17 protein-coding genes are annotated in these 16,806 nt (G+C 64.4%); 8 read left to right on the top strand and 9 right to left on the bottom strand.

All coding sequences use genetic code 11. The features are described from left to right. Positions 1–51: 51 nt before the first annotated feature. Positions 52–216, bottom strand: coding sequence for a hypothetical protein (locus ASG11_RS19035; protein ID WP_168371749.1), 165 nt, complete (start codon positions 214–216; stop codon positions 52–54). A gap of 92 nt (positions 217–308) precedes the next feature. Between ASG11_RS19035 and ubiA the strand changes: the two genes are divergently transcribed. The 3 genes from ubiA (at position 309) to ASG11_RS15035 (ending at position 3,401) form a co-directional block, all read left to right on the top strand. Beyond that, entirely contained in the window at positions 309–1,205 is an 897-nt protein-coding gene (gene ubiA / locus ASG11_RS15045; protein WP_443024488.1) for a 4-hydroxybenzoate octaprenyltransferase, read from the top strand. A 71-nt stretch (positions 1,206–1,276) separates the two neighbouring features. Further along, positions 1,277–2,623, top strand: coding sequence for a TldD/PmbA family protein (locus tag ASG11_RS15040; protein ID WP_055781882.1), 1,347 nt, complete (start codon positions 1,277–1,279; stop codon positions 2,621–2,623). After that, entirely contained in the window at positions 2,616–3,401 is a 786-nt protein-coding gene (locus ASG11_RS15035; protein ID WP_055781879.1) for a 3'(2'),5'-bisphosphate nucleotidase CysQ, read from the top strand. The genes ASG11_RS15040 and ASG11_RS15035 overlap by 8 nt, the downstream gene beginning before the upstream one ends. Positions 3,402–3,439: 38 nt before the next feature. Here the strand turns inward: ASG11_RS15035 and ASG11_RS19315 are convergent, their stop codons facing one another. The 3 genes from ASG11_RS19315 to ASG11_RS15025 form a co-directional block, all read right to left on the bottom strand. Further along, a complete protein-coding gene (locus tag ASG11_RS19315; RefSeq protein ID WP_236697538.1) occupies positions 3,440–3,592 on the bottom strand; it encodes a hypothetical protein in 153 nt (50 codons plus the stop codon). 110 nt (positions 3,593–3,702) lie between these two features. Then, positions 3,703–4,416 (bottom strand): hypothetical protein, encoded by a 714-nt coding sequence (locus ASG11_RS15030; protein ID WP_055781876.1) that lies wholly within the window; start codon positions 4,414–4,416, stop codon positions 3,703–3,705. A gap of 2 nt (positions 4,417–4,418) precedes the next feature. Further along, complete coding sequence (locus ASG11_RS15025; RefSeq protein WP_055781873.1) at positions 4,419–5,624, bottom strand: toxic anion resistance protein; 1,206 nt, start codon at positions 5,622–5,624, stop codon at positions 4,419–4,421. Between the two features lie 204 nt (positions 5,625–5,828). On the opposite strand from ASG11_RS15025, the gene ASG11_RS15020 reads away from it, so the two are divergent. Together ASG11_RS15020 and typA are read left to right on the top strand one after the other, a co-directional pair. Beyond that, positions 5,829–8,225: a TonB-dependent receptor gene (locus tag ASG11_RS15020; protein WP_055781871.1), complete on the top strand. Its 2,397-nt coding sequence runs from the start codon at positions 5,829–5,831 to the stop codon at positions 8,223–8,225. 132 nt (positions 8,226–8,357) lie between these two features. Continuing rightward, a complete protein-coding gene (gene typA, locus ASG11_RS15015) occupies positions 8,358–10,196 on the top strand; it encodes a translational GTPase TypA (protein WP_055781868.1) in 1,839 nt (612 codons plus the stop codon). Between the two features lie 212 nt (positions 10,197–10,408). Here the strand turns inward: typA and ASG11_RS15010 are convergent, their stop codons facing one another. Together ASG11_RS15010 and ASG11_RS15005 are read right to left on the bottom strand one after the other, a co-directional pair. Next, positions 10,409–11,962, bottom strand: a complete 1,554-nt coding sequence (locus ASG11_RS15010) for a cryptochrome/photolyase family protein (protein WP_055781865.1) — start codon at positions 11,960–11,962, stop codon at positions 10,409–10,411. A gap of 35 nt (positions 11,963–11,997) precedes the next feature. Next, entirely contained in the window at positions 11,998–12,396 is a 399-nt protein-coding gene (locus ASG11_RS15005; RefSeq protein ID WP_055781862.1) for an EVE domain-containing protein, read from the bottom strand. A 208-nt stretch (positions 12,397–12,604) separates the two neighbouring features. On the opposite strand from ASG11_RS15005, the gene ASG11_RS15000 reads away from it, so the two are divergent. Continuing rightward, positions 12,605–12,982 (top strand): hypothetical protein, encoded by a 378-nt coding sequence (locus tag ASG11_RS15000; RefSeq protein WP_055782775.1) that lies wholly within the window; start codon positions 12,605–12,607, stop codon positions 12,980–12,982. An 82-nt stretch (positions 12,983–13,064) separates the two neighbouring features. After that, positions 13,065–13,334 (top strand): DUF3297 family protein, encoded by a 270-nt coding sequence (locus tag ASG11_RS14995; protein ID WP_055781859.1) that lies wholly within the window; start codon positions 13,065–13,067, stop codon positions 13,332–13,334. A 105-nt stretch (positions 13,335–13,439) separates the two neighbouring features. On the opposite strand, the gene ASG11_RS14990 is transcribed toward ASG11_RS14995, so the two are convergent. From ASG11_RS14990 to ASG11_RS14980, 3 genes are read right to left on the bottom strand one after another with little or no spacing between them, the layout of a single operon-like run. Beyond that, entirely contained in the window at positions 13,440–14,195 is a 756-nt protein-coding gene (locus ASG11_RS14990) for an isocitrate lyase/PEP mutase family protein (protein ID WP_055781855.1), read from the bottom strand. A 43-nt stretch (positions 14,196–14,238) separates the two neighbouring features. Next, positions 14,239–15,039, bottom strand: coding sequence for a LytR/AlgR family response regulator transcription factor (locus tag ASG11_RS14985; RefSeq protein ID WP_055781852.1), 801 nt, complete (start codon positions 15,037–15,039; stop codon positions 14,239–14,241). Then, entirely contained in the window at positions 15,036–16,169 is a 1,134-nt protein-coding gene (locus ASG11_RS14980; protein WP_055781849.1) for a sensor histidine kinase, read from the bottom strand. The genes ASG11_RS14985 and ASG11_RS14980 overlap by 4 nt, the downstream gene beginning before the upstream one ends. 156 nt (positions 16,170–16,325) lie before the next feature. Here ASG11_RS14980 and ASG11_RS14975 point away from each other — a divergent pair, with 156 nt between their 5' ends. Further along, on the top strand, positions 16,326–16,799 hold the full coding sequence (locus tag ASG11_RS14975; protein ID WP_055781846.1) for a hypothetical protein: 474 nt from the start codon (positions 16,326–16,328) through the stop codon (positions 16,797–16,799). Positions 16,800–16,806 lie beyond the last annotated feature (7 nt).

The following is a 16,806-nucleotide window of genomic DNA, read 5'->3' as shown; positions in this document are numbered from 1 at the left end:
GGGATTATGTCGCATTTGTCGCAAGAGTATGTCGACGGCGAAACGATAGGCCTAACGCCGCCGCCGCCAAGGCCAGCGCCCCAGCACCAGCCGTACCGCCACCGCTAGAACGAACAGTGCCGCCAGCACGATCGCGCCGATCTGCCCGGCGGCCTGCATCATCGCCCAGAACAAGGCCTCGAAAAAACGCCCGACCGCGACCGAGAGGCCTACCATGGCCGGAGAGGAAAATTGCGCGACACAGCAGCGCCGTAGCCGTGCCAGGGCCCTCTGGCAAAGCGGCGTCGGCGCTGCCATGGATGATGCCGATGACGCCGGATACCGAACATCGCGGAATGGTCCGCCTGCTGCCTCCTCCCGCGCGGCCCTTCGCATTGCTTGCGCGATTCGATCGCCCGATCGGCTGGTGGCTGTTGTTTTGGCCCGGGGCCTGGGGCGTCGCGCTCGCCGGCGGAGCGATCGCGCGGTGGGATCTGATCCTGTGGCTGTTGCTCGGCGCGATCGCGATGCGCGGCGCGGGCTGCGTCTACAACGACATCGTCGATCGCGATCTCGACGCGCAGGTCGCCCGCACGCGCAGCCGCCCACTGGCGAGCGGCGCGGTGTCGGTGAAGGCGGCGTGGGTGTGGCTGGTCGTATTATGCCTGATCGGTTTGGCGGTGCTGCTGCAACTGCACCTCTACGCCGCGATCGTCGCCCTGCTCAGCCTCGCGCCCGTCGCCGCCTATCCCTTCATGAAGCGCATCACCTGGTGGCCGCAGGCATGGTTGGGCCTCGTGTTCAGCTGGGCGGCGCTGGTCGGGTGGAGCGACATCGACGGGGCGCTGACGTTGCCCGGCCTGCTGCTCTACGCCGGGTCGATCGCCTGGGTGATAGGCTATGACACGATCTACGCTTTACAGGACCGTGAGGATGATGCGCTGATCGGCGTGCGCTCCTCGGCCCTCCGGATGGGCGCGCATGTGCGGGGCGGGGTGGCAGCGTTCTACGCGATAGCTCTGGTGTTCTGGTGTGCGGCGGTGTGGAGTATGCGGCCCGATCCGCTGGCTTTGGTCGCGCTCGTGCCGCTGGCGGTGCATCTGGCTTGGCAGGTGCTCACGCTCGATCCCGCCAATGGCGACAATTCGCTCCGCCTGTTCCGCAGCAACCGGTTCGCCGGCTTCCTGATGTTCTGCGCCTGCTTCGTGGTCGGGACGACATTGTGAACCTTAAATCCTCCCGGTGCCGGGGAGGATCTAAGGTTCCATTCTCCACAAAAATCCCTAAGTCCGCACCCATGCTGACCCCCGACCAAGCCAAAGACCGCGCCGCGGACATCGTCACCCGCGCGCGCGCCGCCGGGGCCGACGCCGCCGACGCGGTATTCGCTGCCGATACCGCGCTCGACGTCTCCGTCCGCCTCGGCGCGTTGGAGGATGTCGGCCGCTCGGAAAGCGCCGAACTCGGCCTGCGCGTGTTCGTCGGCAAGCAATCCGCCAGCGTCTCCACCTCGGATCTGTCGATGGGCGCGCTCGACGCTTTGGTCGAACGGGCCGTCGCCATGGCGCGCGAGGCGCCGGAAGACGAATGGGCCGGGCTCGCGCCCGCAGACCGGCTGTTGCAAGGCAACGTCCCGCAACTCGATCTCGACGATGGGGGCAATGTCGAACCCGCCGCCCTCAAGGCCGCTGCGTTGGAGGCCGAAGATGCCGCCCGCGCCGTGGCCGGTGTAACGAACAGCGAAGGCGGCGGCGCATCCGCCTCGCGCAGCATATGGGCGCTTGCCACCAGCCACGGGTTCGCCGCCGCTTATGCGGCTACGTCCTACGGGGTGTCGGCCAGCGTGCTGGCGGGCGAGGGCGGGGCAATGGTCCGCGACTATGATTATCACAGCGCGCGCCACCGCCGGATGCTCGAATCCCCCGCCGAGATCGGCCGCCGCGCGGGGACACGCACTGTCGCCCGCGCCGATCCCGGCACCGTGAAGAGCGGCGCGATGCCGATCGTGTTCGATCCGCGCAACGGCGCATCTATGCTCGGGCATCTGATCGGCGCGATCTCGGGCGCGGCGATCACGCGCAAGACCAGCTTCCTGCTCGACGCCCTTGGCCAGCGCATCTTCGCGTCGGGCGTGACGATCGCCGACGATCCGCACCGCCCGCACGGCCTGCGCTCGCGTCCGTTCGACGGCGAAGGCCTGCCAGTGTCGCCGACCGAATTCGTCACCGACGGCATGCTCGAAACCTGGCTGCTCGACAGTGCCTCGGCCCGCCAGCTCGGCCTGGAGCCGACCGGCCACGCCGCGCGCGGCGTCGGCGGCAATCCGGGTGTCGCGACCAGCAACCTGTTCATGGCCGCCGGCTCGGTGCCGCCCGAGACGCTGATCGCCGATATCGCCGACGGCATCTACATCACCGAGATGCTGGGCGGCGGTGCGAACGGCGTGACCGGGGATTACAGCCGCGGCGCGGCGGGTTTCCGGATCCAGGATGGCGAGATCACCACGCCGGTCGCCGAATTCACCATCGCCGGCAATGCGCGCGATATGTTCCTGAACCTCACGCCGGCCAACGATCTCGAATTCCGGTACGGCAGCAATGTCCCGACCCTGCGCATCGACGGGATGATGGTCGCGGGTGCCTGACGCCGATCTTTCTCTGGCCGACCGGATCGCGGCCATTGCAGCTGAGGCCGGAGCACTCGCGCTGAAGACCTGGCGCACCGATTTCGCGCGCTGGGAAAAGTCCCCCGGCAATCCGGTGTGCCAGGTCGATCTCGACGTCAATACGCTGCTCCGTCGGAGACTCGAAGCGCTGCTGCCCGAGGCGGGGTGGCTGTCCGAGGAAACGGCGGACAATCGCGATCGGCTGGCCTGTTCGAAGGTGTGGGTGGTCGATCCGATCGACGGCACGCGAGATTATATCCGCGGCCGCCCTGGCTGGGCGATCTCGATCGCTCTGGTCAAAGACGGCCTGCCGGCGATCGGTGTGCTCGACGCTCCGGCGCGGGGCGAGGTGTGGCGCGCCGTCGCAGGGCGGGGCGCGACGCTGAACGGAGCGCCGATCCATGCCGGCGACCGCACGCTGTTTCCCGGTGCCCGCGTCCCGACCGATGGGTTGCCCAAAGTCGACAGTGATTTGGTGCTGGTCGAAAAACCCAATTCGATTGCGCTCCGCATCGCGATGGTCGCCTCCGACCGCGCCGATCTTGTCGCCACGCTCCGCTGGGGCCACGAATGGGACATCGCCGCCGCCGTGTTGATCGCATCGGAATCCGGTGCGACCGTTACAGATGCGCTGGGCCAGCCGCTCGCCTTCAACACCCCGAGCGCGCAAGCCTTTGGCGTACTGGCGACCGCACCCGGGATCCACGCAGCGGCAGTGGAACGCTTGAGCGACCGGGCAAAGGCGCTGTCCAAGTAATGCCGCAGGAAACGCGTCGTTCTCCTGCGGCCATCAGGTCAAAGATCCTTGCAGGTCTTGCAAAGTGGTAGTCCGCCGGTGCCCGTAACCCTGTTGTAGGTTTCGATATTATTGCCGACTGTGCACCTGTTGTCGTTGTGATGAACGCCGGTGCCGGAAAGCTTCGACCGGAATGCTGCAACTTTAGCCATATCTTCTCTCCTGTTATGGAGCAGCAGCCTATGACTTCAGCAATATTCTTCCGAGGCCAATCACCTCCATTCCCGCCGGAACCCGCGCGAGATACGTTGGAAACGGATGTTCAGCCCGATCCGCCCACCCCATCGTCGCGATATTTGATCTCGAGAAACCGCCCGCGCGTGGCCAGCAGGTTCAGGTCGCCCTCGGCCAGTTGCGCCGACATGCCGGCGATCTGGTCGTCGATCACCTTCAGGCCGTCCGCGAGTTGCTGGTTCGGCGTCTGGCCGTTGCGCTCCACCCCGCGCAACGCGGTGGGCACGCGGGCATAGCCTTTCAACAATTCCGGGAGTTGCTCGCCGACCAGCTTGCGCACTTCTGCCGCGGCGGGTTCGCGTTCGTCCAGCGTTTGCAATTGCGGGGCCAGGCCTTCCAGGCGCACGCCGATGCCATCCACCAGCGTCTGAGCGGGGGCGGGGAGGGCCGGACGCTGCGTTTCCAGCCATTGCTCGGTCTTGAGCGGCAATTGCTTCAGCGGCACCTGAACCAGAGTTTCGGGCTTCACGTCCGGCGTCAGCGGGAAGATCGCCAACAGCAAGGTCGCCGCGATCAAAGCGGCCATCACCAGCATCGCGCCACCGATGCCTAACGGCACGACCCACCCGACCACGATCGCCGCCATGATGATGACGAAATCCGCCGCCGCGATCCGGCCGAGCCGGGTCATGATCTCGGTGCCCTGCCGCTTGCGCCGCCGGGCATTGAGCGAGGCGGAGCGTTCGCGCGTGCGATCGAGATACTCGCTGCTCCGCGCGATCTGGCGATCGACATCCGTCACGGTCAGAGCGCCTCCAGCTTGAACGGCTCGCCGCCGGAACCGCCATTCTGCGCCGCGCCCTCGGCCCGCGCGATATAGCCCTTCGATTTCTCCACCTCGTTGCCCAGCGTATTGACGGTCGTCTTCATGCTGTCGAGCGCCTTCAGCTTGAACGTGTCGATCGCGTCCATCGTGTCGTAGATGTTCTGGAACGCGCGCTGCAGCACCTCGATCGGGATCGTCGCGCTGGCGGCTTGCTCATGGATCGTCGCGGTATGGCTTTTCAGCAGCTTGCCGGTCGAATCGATGATCCCCGCAGTCGTGGTGTTCAAAGCGGTGATCTGCTCCAGCACCAGCTTCTGGTTGGTCAGTGCCTGCGCCACGGTGACCGCGGTGCGCAATGCGGACACGGTCGTGGTAGAGGCGCGATCGACGCCCTTCACCAACTCCACATTGTTCTTCTTGACCAGGTCGAGCGCGAGATATCCCTGCACGGTCACGGCCATCTGGGTCAGCAGATCCTGCGTGCGCTGGCGGACGTAGAACAATGCGCTCTCGCGGATCGCCTTGGCCTTGGCCGGATCGCTATGGTCGAGGTCGTTGGCCTTGTCCTCCAGTTTGGAATCCATCTCCTTGGACAGCACGATCATCTGTTCCAGCCGCCCCATCGCGGTCCACAGGTTCGCCCGCTCCACGTCGATCGCGGCATTGTCCATCAACAGTTCGTCCTTGCCGCCCGACAGCGACTTGAGGATCGAGGAGATGTGCGTTTGCGACGATTTGTAGCTGTCGAAATAGTTGCGCATGTTGCTGCCGAACGGGATCAGCCCGAACAGCTTCTTGGGCGCGGTGAGGTTGCCACGCCGGCCGGGATCGAGATCCTCGACCGTGCGGCGCAGTTCGGCCAGGTCCTTGCCCACGCCGCTATCCTGGTCCATCGCCCGGGTCGGCCGATCCAGGAAGCGGTTCGATTGCCCCGCCGCATCGCGGATCTCCTTCTGCCCCATCGCGCTGATCGCATCGACGCGCTTGCCGAATTCCGGCGAATTTACGTCCTGCGCGACCAGATCGTCGACGAACGTCTCGACGCGCTTCTGCAACTCGCTGCGCTTGGCATCGTCCACCGGCACCAGCCCGATCGCCTTTTCGGGCGCGACGACGGGCACGGGATCGGGCGGGGTCAGCACCAGCGTCGGTTCGGCAGTCATAGTATCGGGTGCGGTCGCCATGTCGATCTCCAGAACGCTTGTGCGCGATTTTGGGCGCGAACCGCTTGGCGTTCAAGTGTATTATATGGATAATACGCAAATATCATGAACCCAGCGGCCCTGAACGCATTCCTGACAGCATTGTCATGAAAGTCGCATCGTTCTGACGCGAAGCCGCAATGCTGCGCTTATAGGCGCTGCCCCACATCAAAGGGGTCTCCAATCATGAACAAGAATTTCGCCGGTGGCGGCATCGCCGCGTTGCTCGCCTGCACGTCCACCGGCGCGCTCGCCCAGGTCGCCGATCAGCCCGTTCCGGCAATCGAGGCCAGCAGCGAGGACATCGTCGTCACCGCCCAGAAAAGCGAGCAGCGCATCCAGGACGTGCCGATCACCGTCACCGCGCTTACCGGCCAGCACATGGCCGATATCGGCGTCAACTCGCTGTCGGAGATGGCGCTGTTCGTGCCCGGCCTGCGCATCCAGGAGCAGAGCGCGAACAATCCCGGGATCGTCATTCGCGGCATCACCTCGGATAGCGGATCGGCGCAGCAAGGCGCGCGCGTGACGCTCTACTATAACGGCATCGATATTTCGCGGTCGCGCGGAGCGTATCAGGATCTGTTCGACCTGGAGCGGATCGAAGTGGTGAAGGGCCCGCAGGCTACCCTGTTCGGTACCGCCGCCGCGATCGGCGCAGTCAGCATCATCTCCGCCGCGCCTCGTCCCGGCGTCTCGGGCGGGATCAACGCGACCTACGGCAATTACAATCGCACGCAGGTGTCGGGCTTCATCAATGCCGGCAACGATACCCTCGCCGGCCGTCTCGCCTTCGCCTACAAATATCGTGACGGCTATGTCCGCAACATCGCCGGCGACCCTAGCGTGCCGAACCAGAACCAGGGCAAGATCGATCAGGACGATCTGAACGGCCAGGATCAACGCGGCATTCGCGGATCGCTGCGCTGGACGCCGAACAGCAGCCTGCGCGCCGATCTCGTCCTCACCTATGACGGTCAGCGCAACCCCGGCACCGCCTTCAAGAGCCGCGCCTTCGCCCCAACCGGCGGGCAGACCGGCGATTACGGCTATGCCGAACTCTCCGGCTCGCCGTACAGTGCCGCGATCCTCGGCAACGCCAAGCTCGGCCTGACGCGCAACGTCTATGACGCGAACCTGACCGTCTCGGTCGATGTCGCGCCGGGCATCACCTTCACCAGCGTCAACGGCTATCGCCGCTTCGACAGCAACGAGGTGTTCGATGCCGATGGCGGACCGGCTTGGTATCTCGAATTCGCCGAGGATGCGAAGGGCGACCAATGGAGCCATGAGAGCCGCTTCAACTTCAAGGGCGATCATTATCGCGCCTCGTTCGGCTTCAACGCCTTTTTCGAGAACGGCTATCAGCGCGTTCCGTTCTCGACCGAGGAGGGCACCTATATCGCCTGTTCGGTGGCTGGTGCCTATCTGCCGTTCCGCAACCTGTTGAACGCCAACGGCATCCCGACCGGCACCGCCTGCGTCGCGCCGAACGGTACGATCCCGGCCGCGACGCGCGCCAGCGGTGTGCTGAGCGGCGGACGGCTGACGCAAGTGCCATATGCCTCGGTATTCACCAATTTCGGCAATAACGACACCTATTCGCTATTTGCCGACGCAACGTGGATTCCCACGCCAAAGCTGGAGATCACCGTCGGCGCACGCGCGCTGATCGAGGATCGGCAGTCTGGCTACAGCTCGACCCAGCCCAATTCGGTCCTGCTGGCGGCCATCGGCGTGAACACCAGCCTGCTTGGCACCGCCAACACCAACGGCCGCAAGTTCGAAGCGGAAAAGAGCTTTTCGGCGTTCCTGCCGCGCGTCAACGCGCTGTACCGGGTCACGGAGGACGTCAACGTCTACGCAACGGTCAGCAAGGGCCGCCGTTCGCCGGTGGTGCAACTGGCCGCGACGACGGTCGGCGGCGTGGTGGTGCCGAACCTGCAGATCGTTCCGGACGAAGTGGTGTGGAACTACGAAGGCGGCGTGAAGGGCAAGGTCGGCCCGTTCAGCGGATCGATCGGAATCTTCTATCAGAATTACAACGGCTTCCAGGTGTCTGTCACCAATAACGGCGTCACCACGACGCAGAGCGCGGGCTCGGCGAAGAATATCGGCGTCGAGGCCGAGGGCAATTTGCGCCTGGGCCGCGCGCTGCAACTCTTCGGCACGTTCGCCTATATCGACGGCAAGATCGACCGGAACTCGACCTTTGCGCCGACCTTCGCCGGCGCACGTTTCCGCCTGCAGCCGGCCTATACCGCGTCGGGCGGCGCGACGCTGCGTCTGCCGTTCAACGACGCAGCCAGTTTTTATGCCACGCCCTCGGCGACCTATCAGAGCAAGGTGTTCTTCGAACTGCCCAACAGCGAGGCGATCAGCCAACGGGGCTATGTGCTCGCCAATATCCGCGCCGGTGTCGAACTGGCGCGGGGCCGCTATTCGATCGGCGGCTTTGCGCGCAACGTGCTCGACAGGCGCTATCTGATCGATGCCGGCAATACCGGCGGCGGCTTTGGCGTGCCGACCTACATTTCGGGCGAGCCGCGCTTCTACGGCGTGGAACTCGGCGCGAAATTCTGACGCCGGATTACCGATGCTAGCCCGATATCGGGGCAAGGCGCGCCGCTTCACCGCGCGGCGTGCCTTGTTGCCGTGCAACATTTGCGCTAGGGGCGCGCGCTACAACTTCAAGCAAAAGCACCGGATACCCCTATGAGCCTCCGCAATGTGGCGATCATCGCGCACGTCGATCATGGCAAGACCACCCTGGTCGACCAGCTGTTCCGCCAGTCCGGCACGTTCCGCGACAACCAGCGCGTCGAAGAGCGGGCGATGGATTCGAACGACCTCGAAAAAGAGCGCGGAATCACGATTCTCGCCAAGCCGACCTCGATCGAATGGGACGATGGCAGCGGCACGCTGACGCGCATCAACATCGTCGACACGCCCGGCCACGCCGATTTCGGCGGTGAGGTGGAGCGCATCCTGTCGATGGTCGACGGCGTCGTCCTGCTGGTCGATTCGTCGGAAGGCGCGATGCCGCAGACGAAGTTCGTGACCGGCAAGGCGCTGGCGCTCGGGCTGAAGCCGATCGTCGTCGTCAACAAGGTCGATCGCCCCGATGAGCGCATCCAGGAAGTGCTCGACGAAGTGTTCGACCTGTTCGTGTCGCTCGACGCAACCGACGAACAGCTCGATTTCCCCGTGCTCTACGCCTCGGGCCGCAACGGTTACGCCAGCGAGGATCCCGCGCGCCGCGAAGGGACGCTGATCCCGCTGTTCCAGAAGATCGTCGATCACGTGCCGCCACCCTCGGCCGATCCGGATGGTCCGTTTAAGTTCCTGGTGACCCTGCTGGATCGTGATCCGTTCCTCGGCCGCATTCTCACCGGCCTGGTCTATTCGGGTTCGGTCAAGACCAACATGCCGATCCACGCGCTGGATAACGACGGCAAGATCGTCGAGACCGGTCGCGCGTCCAAGATCCTGACCTTCCGTGGTCTCGAGCGCGTGCCGACCGACGAAGCCAATGCCGGCGACATCATTTCGATCGCGGGTCTGACCACGGCGACCGTTTCGAACACGATCTGCGACACGAGCGTCAGCGAGCCGCTGCACGCCCAGCCGATCGATCCGCCGACGCTGTCGATGCGCTTCGCCGTTAACGACTCGCCGATGGCGGGCCGCGAGGGCAGCAAGGTGACGAGCCGCATGATCCGCGACCGCCTGGCGCGCGAAGCCGAATCCAACGTCGCGATCAAGGTGACCGAGAGCGAGGACAAGGACAGCTTCGAAGTCGCCGGCCGTGGCGAGCTTCAGCTCGGCGTGCTGATCGAGACGATGCGCCGCGAAGGCTTCGAACTCGGCATCAGCCGCCCGCGCGTGCTGTTCGGCGAGGACGAAGAAGGCAAGAAGACCGAGCCGTACGAAACCGTCATCATCGACGTGGACGACGAATATTCGGGCACGGTCGTCGAGAAGATGAACATCCGCAAGGCCGAGATGACCGACATGCGTCCCTCGGGCGGCGGCAAGACCCGCATCACCTTCTCGGCACCGTCGCGCGGGATGATCGGCTATCACGGCGAATTCCTGTCCGACACGCGCGGCACCGGCATCATGAACCGGCTGTTCGAGAAATACGGGCCCCACAAGGGCAAGATCGAAGGCCGCAAGAACGGCGTGCTGATCTCGAACGGCGCGGGCGAGGCGAACAGCTATGCGCTCGGCCCGCTGGAAGAGCGCGGCATCCTGTTCGTCGGGCATGGCGAGCAGCTCTACGAGGGCATGGTCGTCGGCGAGAATGCCAAGCCGGATGACCTCGAAGTCAATCCGATGAAGACCAAGCAGCTGACCAACTTCCGCGCGTCGGGCGGCAAGGACGACGCGATCCGCCTGACCCCGCCGAAGAAGATGACGCTGGAGCAGGCCATCGCCTATGTCGACGATGACGAGATGGTCGAGGTGACACCGAAGACGATCCGGCTGCGCAAGCGCTATCTGGATGCGAACGAGCGCAAGCGCGCAAGCCGCGCCAAGGTCGCAGCGTAAGGCGGGCCGGGCCAGCCGCAGCGTAAGCTGCGGCGCGCCTCAAGGCCCGCCCGCCCGGCCTCGCCTAAAGCGAGGACCAACGCCGCGGCTTTGCCGCGGCTCTGGCGATATTTCAGAACACCACCCAAATCCGTTCGCCCTGAGCCCGTCGAAGCCCAAGCGCTGCGTGCCCTTCGACAGGCTCAGGGCGAACGGGGGTGAATCACTCCGCGCTATCTCCGCGCCCAACCCTCTCGCGCTGGCTCCAGCGTCTCCAGAAACGCCGCCGCGCTCGCCCGATACTCCGCTCGCGCATCGTCCGACATCCGCCGCCACGTCGCGTACATATTGCCCATCCGCATGTTCCCGGCGAGCCGCTTCTCGTGCCGCGCCAGGAAATCCCAATACAGCGCGTTGAACGGGCACGCATCCGGTCCAGTCTTCTGCTTCACGTCGTAGCGGCAGCGCCCGCAATAATCCGACATGCGGTTGATATAGGCCCCGCCCGAGGCATAGGGCTTGGACGCGATCATTCCGCCATCGGCGAACTGGCTCATACCGATGACGTTGGGAAGTTCGACCCATTCGTACGCATCGAAATATACCACCAGAAACCAATCGGAGATCGCCTGCGGGCTGACGCCCGCGATCAGGGCGAAATTGCCCAGCACCATCAACCGCTGGATGTGATGCGCATAGGCCTCGCGCTTCGTCTGCCCCACGCTTTCGCTCAGGCAGCGCAGATCGGTCTCGCCCGTCCAGTAGAATTCCGGCAGCGGCCGCTCCGCCGCCAGCGCATTGCGCCCGGCGAATTTCGGCATGTCCCACCAATACATGCCGCGAATATATTCCCGCCAGCCGATGATCTGGCGCACGAAGCCTTCTACCGAATTGAGCGGGGCGTCCCCGCGTTCGTATGCCGCCACCGCCGCCTCGCACACCTCCAGCGGATCGAGCAGGCCGATGTTTAGGCAAGGCGACAGCACGCTGTGGTAGAGATAGTGCTGCCCGGCGACCATCGCGTCCTGATAGCGCCCGAAATCGGGCAGGGCCGTGGCGATGAAATGGGCCAGCGCCTGTCGCGCTTGCATGCGCGTCACCGGCAGTTCGAACGGCAGCAGATCCCCGAAATGGTCGCCGAACTCCGCCTCGACCAGTACCAGCACCGCGTCGGTGATCTCGTCCGGCTTTAATCGTAGAGGCGCTGGATAGTTCAGCCCGCGCGGCGGCGTCTCGCGATTGTCCTTGTCGTAATTCCACGCCCCGCCCTCGGGCTTGCCTTCGGCGGTCATCAGCAGGCCGGTGCGGCGGCGCATGTCGCGATAGAAATACTCCATGCGATATTCCTTCCGCCCCTGCGCCCAGGTGTAGAAGGCACTCAGCGGGCACACGAACCGGTCGTCCTCCAGGATCTCGACCGGCAGGCCGGTGCGATCGGACCATTCGTTCTGCATTTGCCGCACCCGGTACTCCGCGCCCGCCACCACGCGGATGCCGCTCGCCTTGCGCCGCATGGCCGCGCGTCGAACCTCGCCGGTGAAATCATGGGTGGTGGCCGGATCGTCGAGCGCGACGTAATCGACCGTCCACCCCGCATGTCGCAATTCATCGGCAAAGTGCCGCATCGCTGAGAAGATCAACGCGATCTTCTTCTTATGGTGTCGGACGTAAGTCGCCTCGGCGCGCACCTCCATCATCAGCACGACCGCATCGGCGCGTTCGACATCCCGCAGACTGGCGAGCGTTTCGGACAATTGGTCGCCGAGGACCGGGATGAGGATTGTCATCGCCGCTCAACGCGTCGTGAGGTTGCTTGTGCCGCTCAGGCACCCATTTTCAGGATCGTCGCCCATTCGGCGGCGCTGACCGGAGAGACGGACAGTCGCGACTGGCGCAGCATCTCCATACCCGACAGTTTCGACTCGGCCTTCATCGCCGCGAGCGTGACCGGATGTTCGATCGCCTCCACCGATTTGATCTCGACCGAAACCCAGCGCGCCTCGTTGCCGTCCTGCCGGGCCGTGCGCGTCACTTCGGCCACGCCGACGATCGCCTTGGGTTTGCCCGAATGATAGAAGAATGCCCGGTCGCCGACCTGCATCGCCTTCAAATGCAACGCCGCGGCGGGGTTGCGCACGCCGGTCCATTCGGTCGTCTTTTCGGCGATCAGGTCGTCCCAGCCATAGCTCTCCGGTTCCGATTTCAGCAGCCAATAGGCCATGTCGTCTCCCGTCCTTGATCGCGCTCTACGAGTATCGGCCGTTCGGTCGTGGCTGGCAATGTCGCCGGCGTAAGCCGCGCCTGAACGGCGGCTAAACGTCGCATTCCGGGTCCGTTCAGTCCGGACCATGTACTGCATGCAACAAGCTAGTCGGTTCCCGCGTTATCGGCAGATGGGGAAAGGGCTTGCTGGCATGAGGAGTATGAACATGAACAGCATCTTGCAAAAGGCCGGTCTGGGCGTCGCCCTTGCCGCAACAGCCTTGACTGCGGCGGCTCCGGCCGAGGCGCAGCGTTACTATCGCGGTCATCGTGGAAACGGTGCCGGAACTGCCGTCGTAGCAGGGATCGCCGGTCTCGCGGTCGGTGCGGCGCTCGCGTCGAGCAGCCGGGATCGATATTACGATCGCGGCTATTATCGCGGCGGGTATTACAACCGGGGCTATAACGGCTATTACGATCGCGGGTATTATCCGCCCCCGCGCGGTTATTATCGCGATCGTGGATATTACCGCGAGAGTTGCCGCATCGAACGGCGTTGGGACGATTATTACGATCGTCCGGTTCGGGTCCGCGTCTGCTATTGATCGGACATGCGGCGTGGGGAGCGATCCCCACGCCGTTTTCGCATCTGGCGTCGGCGACGATTTTAAGCCAAAGGCAGCGCCCATGACCGACACTCCCCCCGACCGCCTGTCCTCCAACCCGCGCAGCCCGTTCTTCGACGAAGAAAAGCTGTCGCGTGGCATCGGCATCCGCTTCAACGACCGCGAACGTCACGACGTCGAGGAATATTGCCTCTCCGAAGGCTGGATCCGAGTCGCGCTCGGCAAGAAGGTCGATCGCAAGGGGAATCCGCTGACGATCAAATATAGCGGCCCGGTCGAGGCTTGGTTCGAGCGTCCGGCTAATGGCGCGGAAGAGCCGACCGAGGGCTGACCCCTAGGTCACACCCCCTCCGTTCGTGCTGAGCTTGTCGAAGCACATTCCCTGACCCTGAAAACGCCCTTCGACAGGCTTAGGGCGAACGGCTGGGGCACGCCCCTACCGCCAGGCAAACGCCGCCTGCGCAGCCTCTTCCACCTGCTTCAGCATCGCGCGATACGGACGCGGCCCGTAACTGATCCGCGCCACGCCCGCCGCCGCCAGCGTCCCGACATCCGGCCCGCCGGGCAGGGGGATGACGTTCACCGGCAGGTCGGTCCCGGCGCAGAGCATCTCGACCAACGCCGGATCGGCCAGGCCCGCGGCGAAGAAACCGCTCGCCCCTGCCGCTTCATAGGCCTGAGCCCGCACGATCGCGGCCTCGACCATCCGTTCGCTATGCGTTTCGCGCTCTGCCTGCAGGAAGATGTCGGTGCGGGCGTTGACAAAGAACGCCTCCCCCGCCGCGCGCCGTGCCCCGGCGATCCGCGCCGCCTGAATCTCGACCGGGTGCAGCCCTTCGCCGCCGATCACCTGATCCTCGAAATTGCAGCCGATCGCGCCCGTCGCCGCTAGCCTGGCGACATTCTCGCCCACGTCGTCAGGATCGACGGCATAGCCGCCCTCGAAATCGATTGTGACGGGCAACGACACCGCGCCCGCGATCCGGGCCGCGCCGGCGAGCGCCAGTTCGAGCGGCATCGCCTCGCCATCATCAAAGCCTTGCGCCGCCGCAACCGACAGGCTGCCGGTCGCAATCGCCTTGGCACCGGCATCGGCCACGGCGCGAGCCGATCCGACATCCCACGCATTGTACAGGATCACCGGATCGCCCGGAACGTGCAGCGCTTTGAAGGTGCGAAAGGTGTTGATCACGAACGATACTCCCGCCCCGTTGGCGGGCGCACCCTAGCGTGGATCAGTGAACGAAGCGCGCCACGACATCGCGGTACGATCGCGACACCTTAACCTGCGCGTTCGATTGCAGCACCAGGAAGCATTCGCCATTGGTGTGCGGCTTCACTTCCTTGACCAGATCGAGATTGACGATGGTCGAGCGATGGACGCGCTGGAACCGGCGCGGATCGAGCCGCTTCTCCAGATCCTTCATCGTCTCGCGCAGGATTAGCGTGTTGTCGCCGGTATAGATGCACATGTAATCGCCGGCCGCATCGATCCGCTCGATCGTATCGACATCGACGCGGAAGATCTGTCCGCGATCCTTGATGTTGATCAGCTTCTCGAAGCGGTTGGACGAGACCTGATCGCCGCCATCGACGATATCGGTCACCGTATCGGGCGAGACCTCGGCCAGCACTTCCTTCAGGCGATCGACTTCCTCCACGCCCCGCTTCTCGGCCAGGCGCTGGCGCACGCGTTCGATCGTGTCGGCCAGGCGCGATTCCTCGACCGGCTTCATCAGATAATCCACCGCCTGCGCCTCGAACGCCTTCAGCGCATGATCGCTATACGCGGTGACGAACACGAACAGGGGTGGCTCGACTTCCATCAGTCCCTGCACGACCGAAAAACCGTCGAATCCAGGCATCTGGATATCGAGGAAGACCAGATCGGGCTTGTGCGTCTTGATCGCGCGGATCGCCTCGCGGCCATTCTGGCACTTGTCGATGATCTCGACGTCTTCGTGCGCCTGCAGGCGAAGTTCGAGCCCCTGGATCGCCAGCGGCTCGTCATCGACCAATATCGTTCTAATCGTCATGCAACCTCTCTTGCCGGTTCCCTTGCCGGCTCGTCGAGCTGGAAGGGTATCTCGATCTCGACCTCATACCCGCCGCTGGGCAGCGAACGGGTCTCGAAACTATGATCGGGGCCGTAAGCCTGCGCCAATCGCTCCCTGATATTGGCAAGGCCGACCCCGGTTGAAAGGCTTGGACGCGCTTTCATTTCATTCAAGCCCGGTCCGGTGTCGGATACGGCGATCTGCACGCGATCTCCGGCGAGCCGCGCGACGACGGCGATTTCGGCGCCTTCTTCCTTCGGTGTGACGGCGTATTTGATGGCGTTTTCGACCAGCGGCTGGAGCAGCAGCGACGGCAATCTCGCCTTCTCGACGCGCATGTCGATCTCGAAGCGCGGGCGCAGCCGATCCTCGAAGCGCATCTTTTCGATCTCCAGATACAGTTTCAGCGTCTCGACCTCCTGCTGGATCGTCACATGCGCGGTCGGCTCGTTGGCCAGCGTATAGCGCAGGAAGGAGGAGAGCCGGCTGAGCATCGCATTGGCGCGCTCGGTCTGCTTCAGCAGCACCAGCGTGGAGATCGAATTCAGCGTGTTGAACAGGAAATGCGGGTTGAGCTGATAGCGCAGCATCGCCAGCTGCGCCGACGACGCCTGGTTGCCCAGTGCATGCAACTGATCGATCTGCTGTTCCACGATCAGGTAGAAGTTGATCCCGAAATACAGCGCCGACCAGCCGGCCAGCACGGTGAAGTTCAGGAACACGGTGCCGAGCACGAGGTTCAGGTTCAGCCCCGGATTGGCGAGCTTGATGAACGAGAAGGAGAAGGCATCGAGCACCGAATAGAGCAAGGTCGCGACCGCCAGCGTCACCATGGTCAGCAGGATGGCACTGATCCGCGGCAGTCCACGGTAGAAACCGTACAGCGTGGAGAGCAGCAACGTGATGCAATAGCCGACGATCGACTCGATCACCACCGGCACGATCACGTCGAGCGATGGACCGTTCGAGATGCTGGAGACGCTGCGCAGGATGAGATAGCCGGTCCATCCCGCCGCCTGCAGCCGCCAGAACGCGCGGCTCTTCTGTTCGAAGAACGGCCGGGTGAAGAGATCGGGCTTCTTGAGGGCCGGACGGGACAGGGCTGGCATCGGGGCGTCTTACAGGAGCGGGCAGGGGAGCGCAAAGTCGAGGACGCGTCGTATCTTGCCTGTCGCCTTCCTCGCTCCCCTCCATGGAAAGAGGGGACTGATATCGGCCAAAAGCCTTGTTGCCGAGCCTAATCCCTGGGCCTAAACGCCAGATCGATGCGACTGAGTTCCATCCTGTCCCGTGCGCGCCACGATCTGTTGATTGCAGCGTTGCTGTGCGTGCTGATCGCGCGCGTGGCGGTGCCGGCGGGTTGGATGCCGATGCTCACTGCCGATGGCGGGTTCGTTCTGGCGCCGTGTTCGGGCATGGGCGCGGTGCCCATGGCGAACGCCCCGAGCGCGCACGGCATGCCAGCTCACGACATGGCCGGGATGACGATGGCCGGCATGGCAGGGGCGGAGCATCACGTTGCACCGGACAAGCCGAACGACCGCCACCCCGATCCCGCCGGCGATCACCCCTGTTCCGGCGCGGGCGTCGCGGTCGCGCTGACGACGCCACCGGTCGCGCTGCCCGCTGCCCTTGCGCTTGCCGCCATGACCGTTCCCTCGGCACGGTTGATCCCCAATATCGGTCAGGGCCTCGCCGCCCCACCGCCGCCCTCGACCGGACCGCCCACACTCGCCTGAACCTCAT

The organism is Sphingomonas sp. Leaf357 (genome assembly GCF_001423845.1).
Lineage (GTDB): Bacteria > Pseudomonadota > Alphaproteobacteria > Sphingomonadales > Sphingomonadaceae > Sphingomonas.
Note: the sequence above shows the minus strand (reverse complement) of the source record. Positions and strands in the feature narration are given on the sequence as shown.

Excerpts from the sequence above, each read along its gene's own strand:
- ASG11_RS15000 (WP_055782775.1), top strand. The coding sequence starts at position 12,605 with ATGAACAGCATCTTGCAAAAGGCCGGTCTGGGCGTCGCCCTTGCCGCA.
- ASG11_RS15025 (WP_055781873.1), bottom strand. The coding sequence starts at position 5,624 with ATGGCGACCGCACCCGATACTATGACTGCCGAACCGACGCTGGTGCTG.
- ASG11_RS14975 (WP_055781846.1), top strand. The coding sequence starts at position 16,326 with ATGCGACTGAGTTCCATCCTGTCCCGTGCGCGCCACGATCTGTTGATT.
- ASG11_RS14980 (WP_055781849.1), bottom strand. The coding sequence starts at position 16,169 with ATGCCAGCCCTGTCCCGTCCGGCCCTCAAGAAGCCCGATCTCTTCACC.
- ASG11_RS15040 (WP_055781882.1), top strand. The coding sequence starts at position 1,277 with ATGCTGACCCCCGACCAAGCCAAAGACCGCGCCGCGGACATCGTCACC.
- ASG11_RS19035 (WP_168371749.1), bottom strand. The coding sequence starts at position 216 with ATGGTAGGCCTCTCGGTCGCGGTCGGGCGTTTTTTCGAGGCCTTGTTC.
- ASG11_RS15020 (WP_055781871.1), top strand. The coding sequence starts at position 5,829 with ATGAACAAGAATTTCGCCGGTGGCGGCATCGCCGCGTTGCTCGCCTGC.
- ASG11_RS14995 (WP_055781859.1), top strand. The coding sequence starts at position 13,065 with ATGACCGACACTCCCCCCGACCGCCTGTCCTCCAACCCGCGCAGCCCG.
- ASG11_RS15010 (WP_055781865.1), bottom strand. The coding sequence starts at position 11,962 with ATGACAATCCTCATCCCGGTCCTCGGCGACCAATTGTCCGAAACGCTC.
- ASG11_RS19315 (WP_236697538.1), bottom strand. The coding sequence starts at position 3,592 with ATGGCTAAAGTTGCAGCATTCCGGTCGAAGCTTTCCGGCACCGGCGTT.
- ASG11_RS14985 (WP_055781852.1), bottom strand. The coding sequence starts at position 15,039 with ATGACGATTAGAACGATATTGGTCGATGACGAGCCGCTGGCGATCCAG.
- ASG11_RS15005 (WP_055781862.1), bottom strand. The coding sequence starts at position 12,396 with ATGGCCTATTGGCTGCTGAAATCGGAACCGGAGAGCTATGGCTGGGAC.
- typA (WP_055781868.1), top strand. The coding sequence starts at position 8,358 with ATGAGCCTCCGCAATGTGGCGATCATCGCGCACGTCGATCATGGCAAG.
- ubiA (WP_443024488.1), top strand. The coding sequence starts at position 309 with ATGACGCCGGATACCGAACATCGCGGAATGGTCCGCCTGCTGCCTCCT.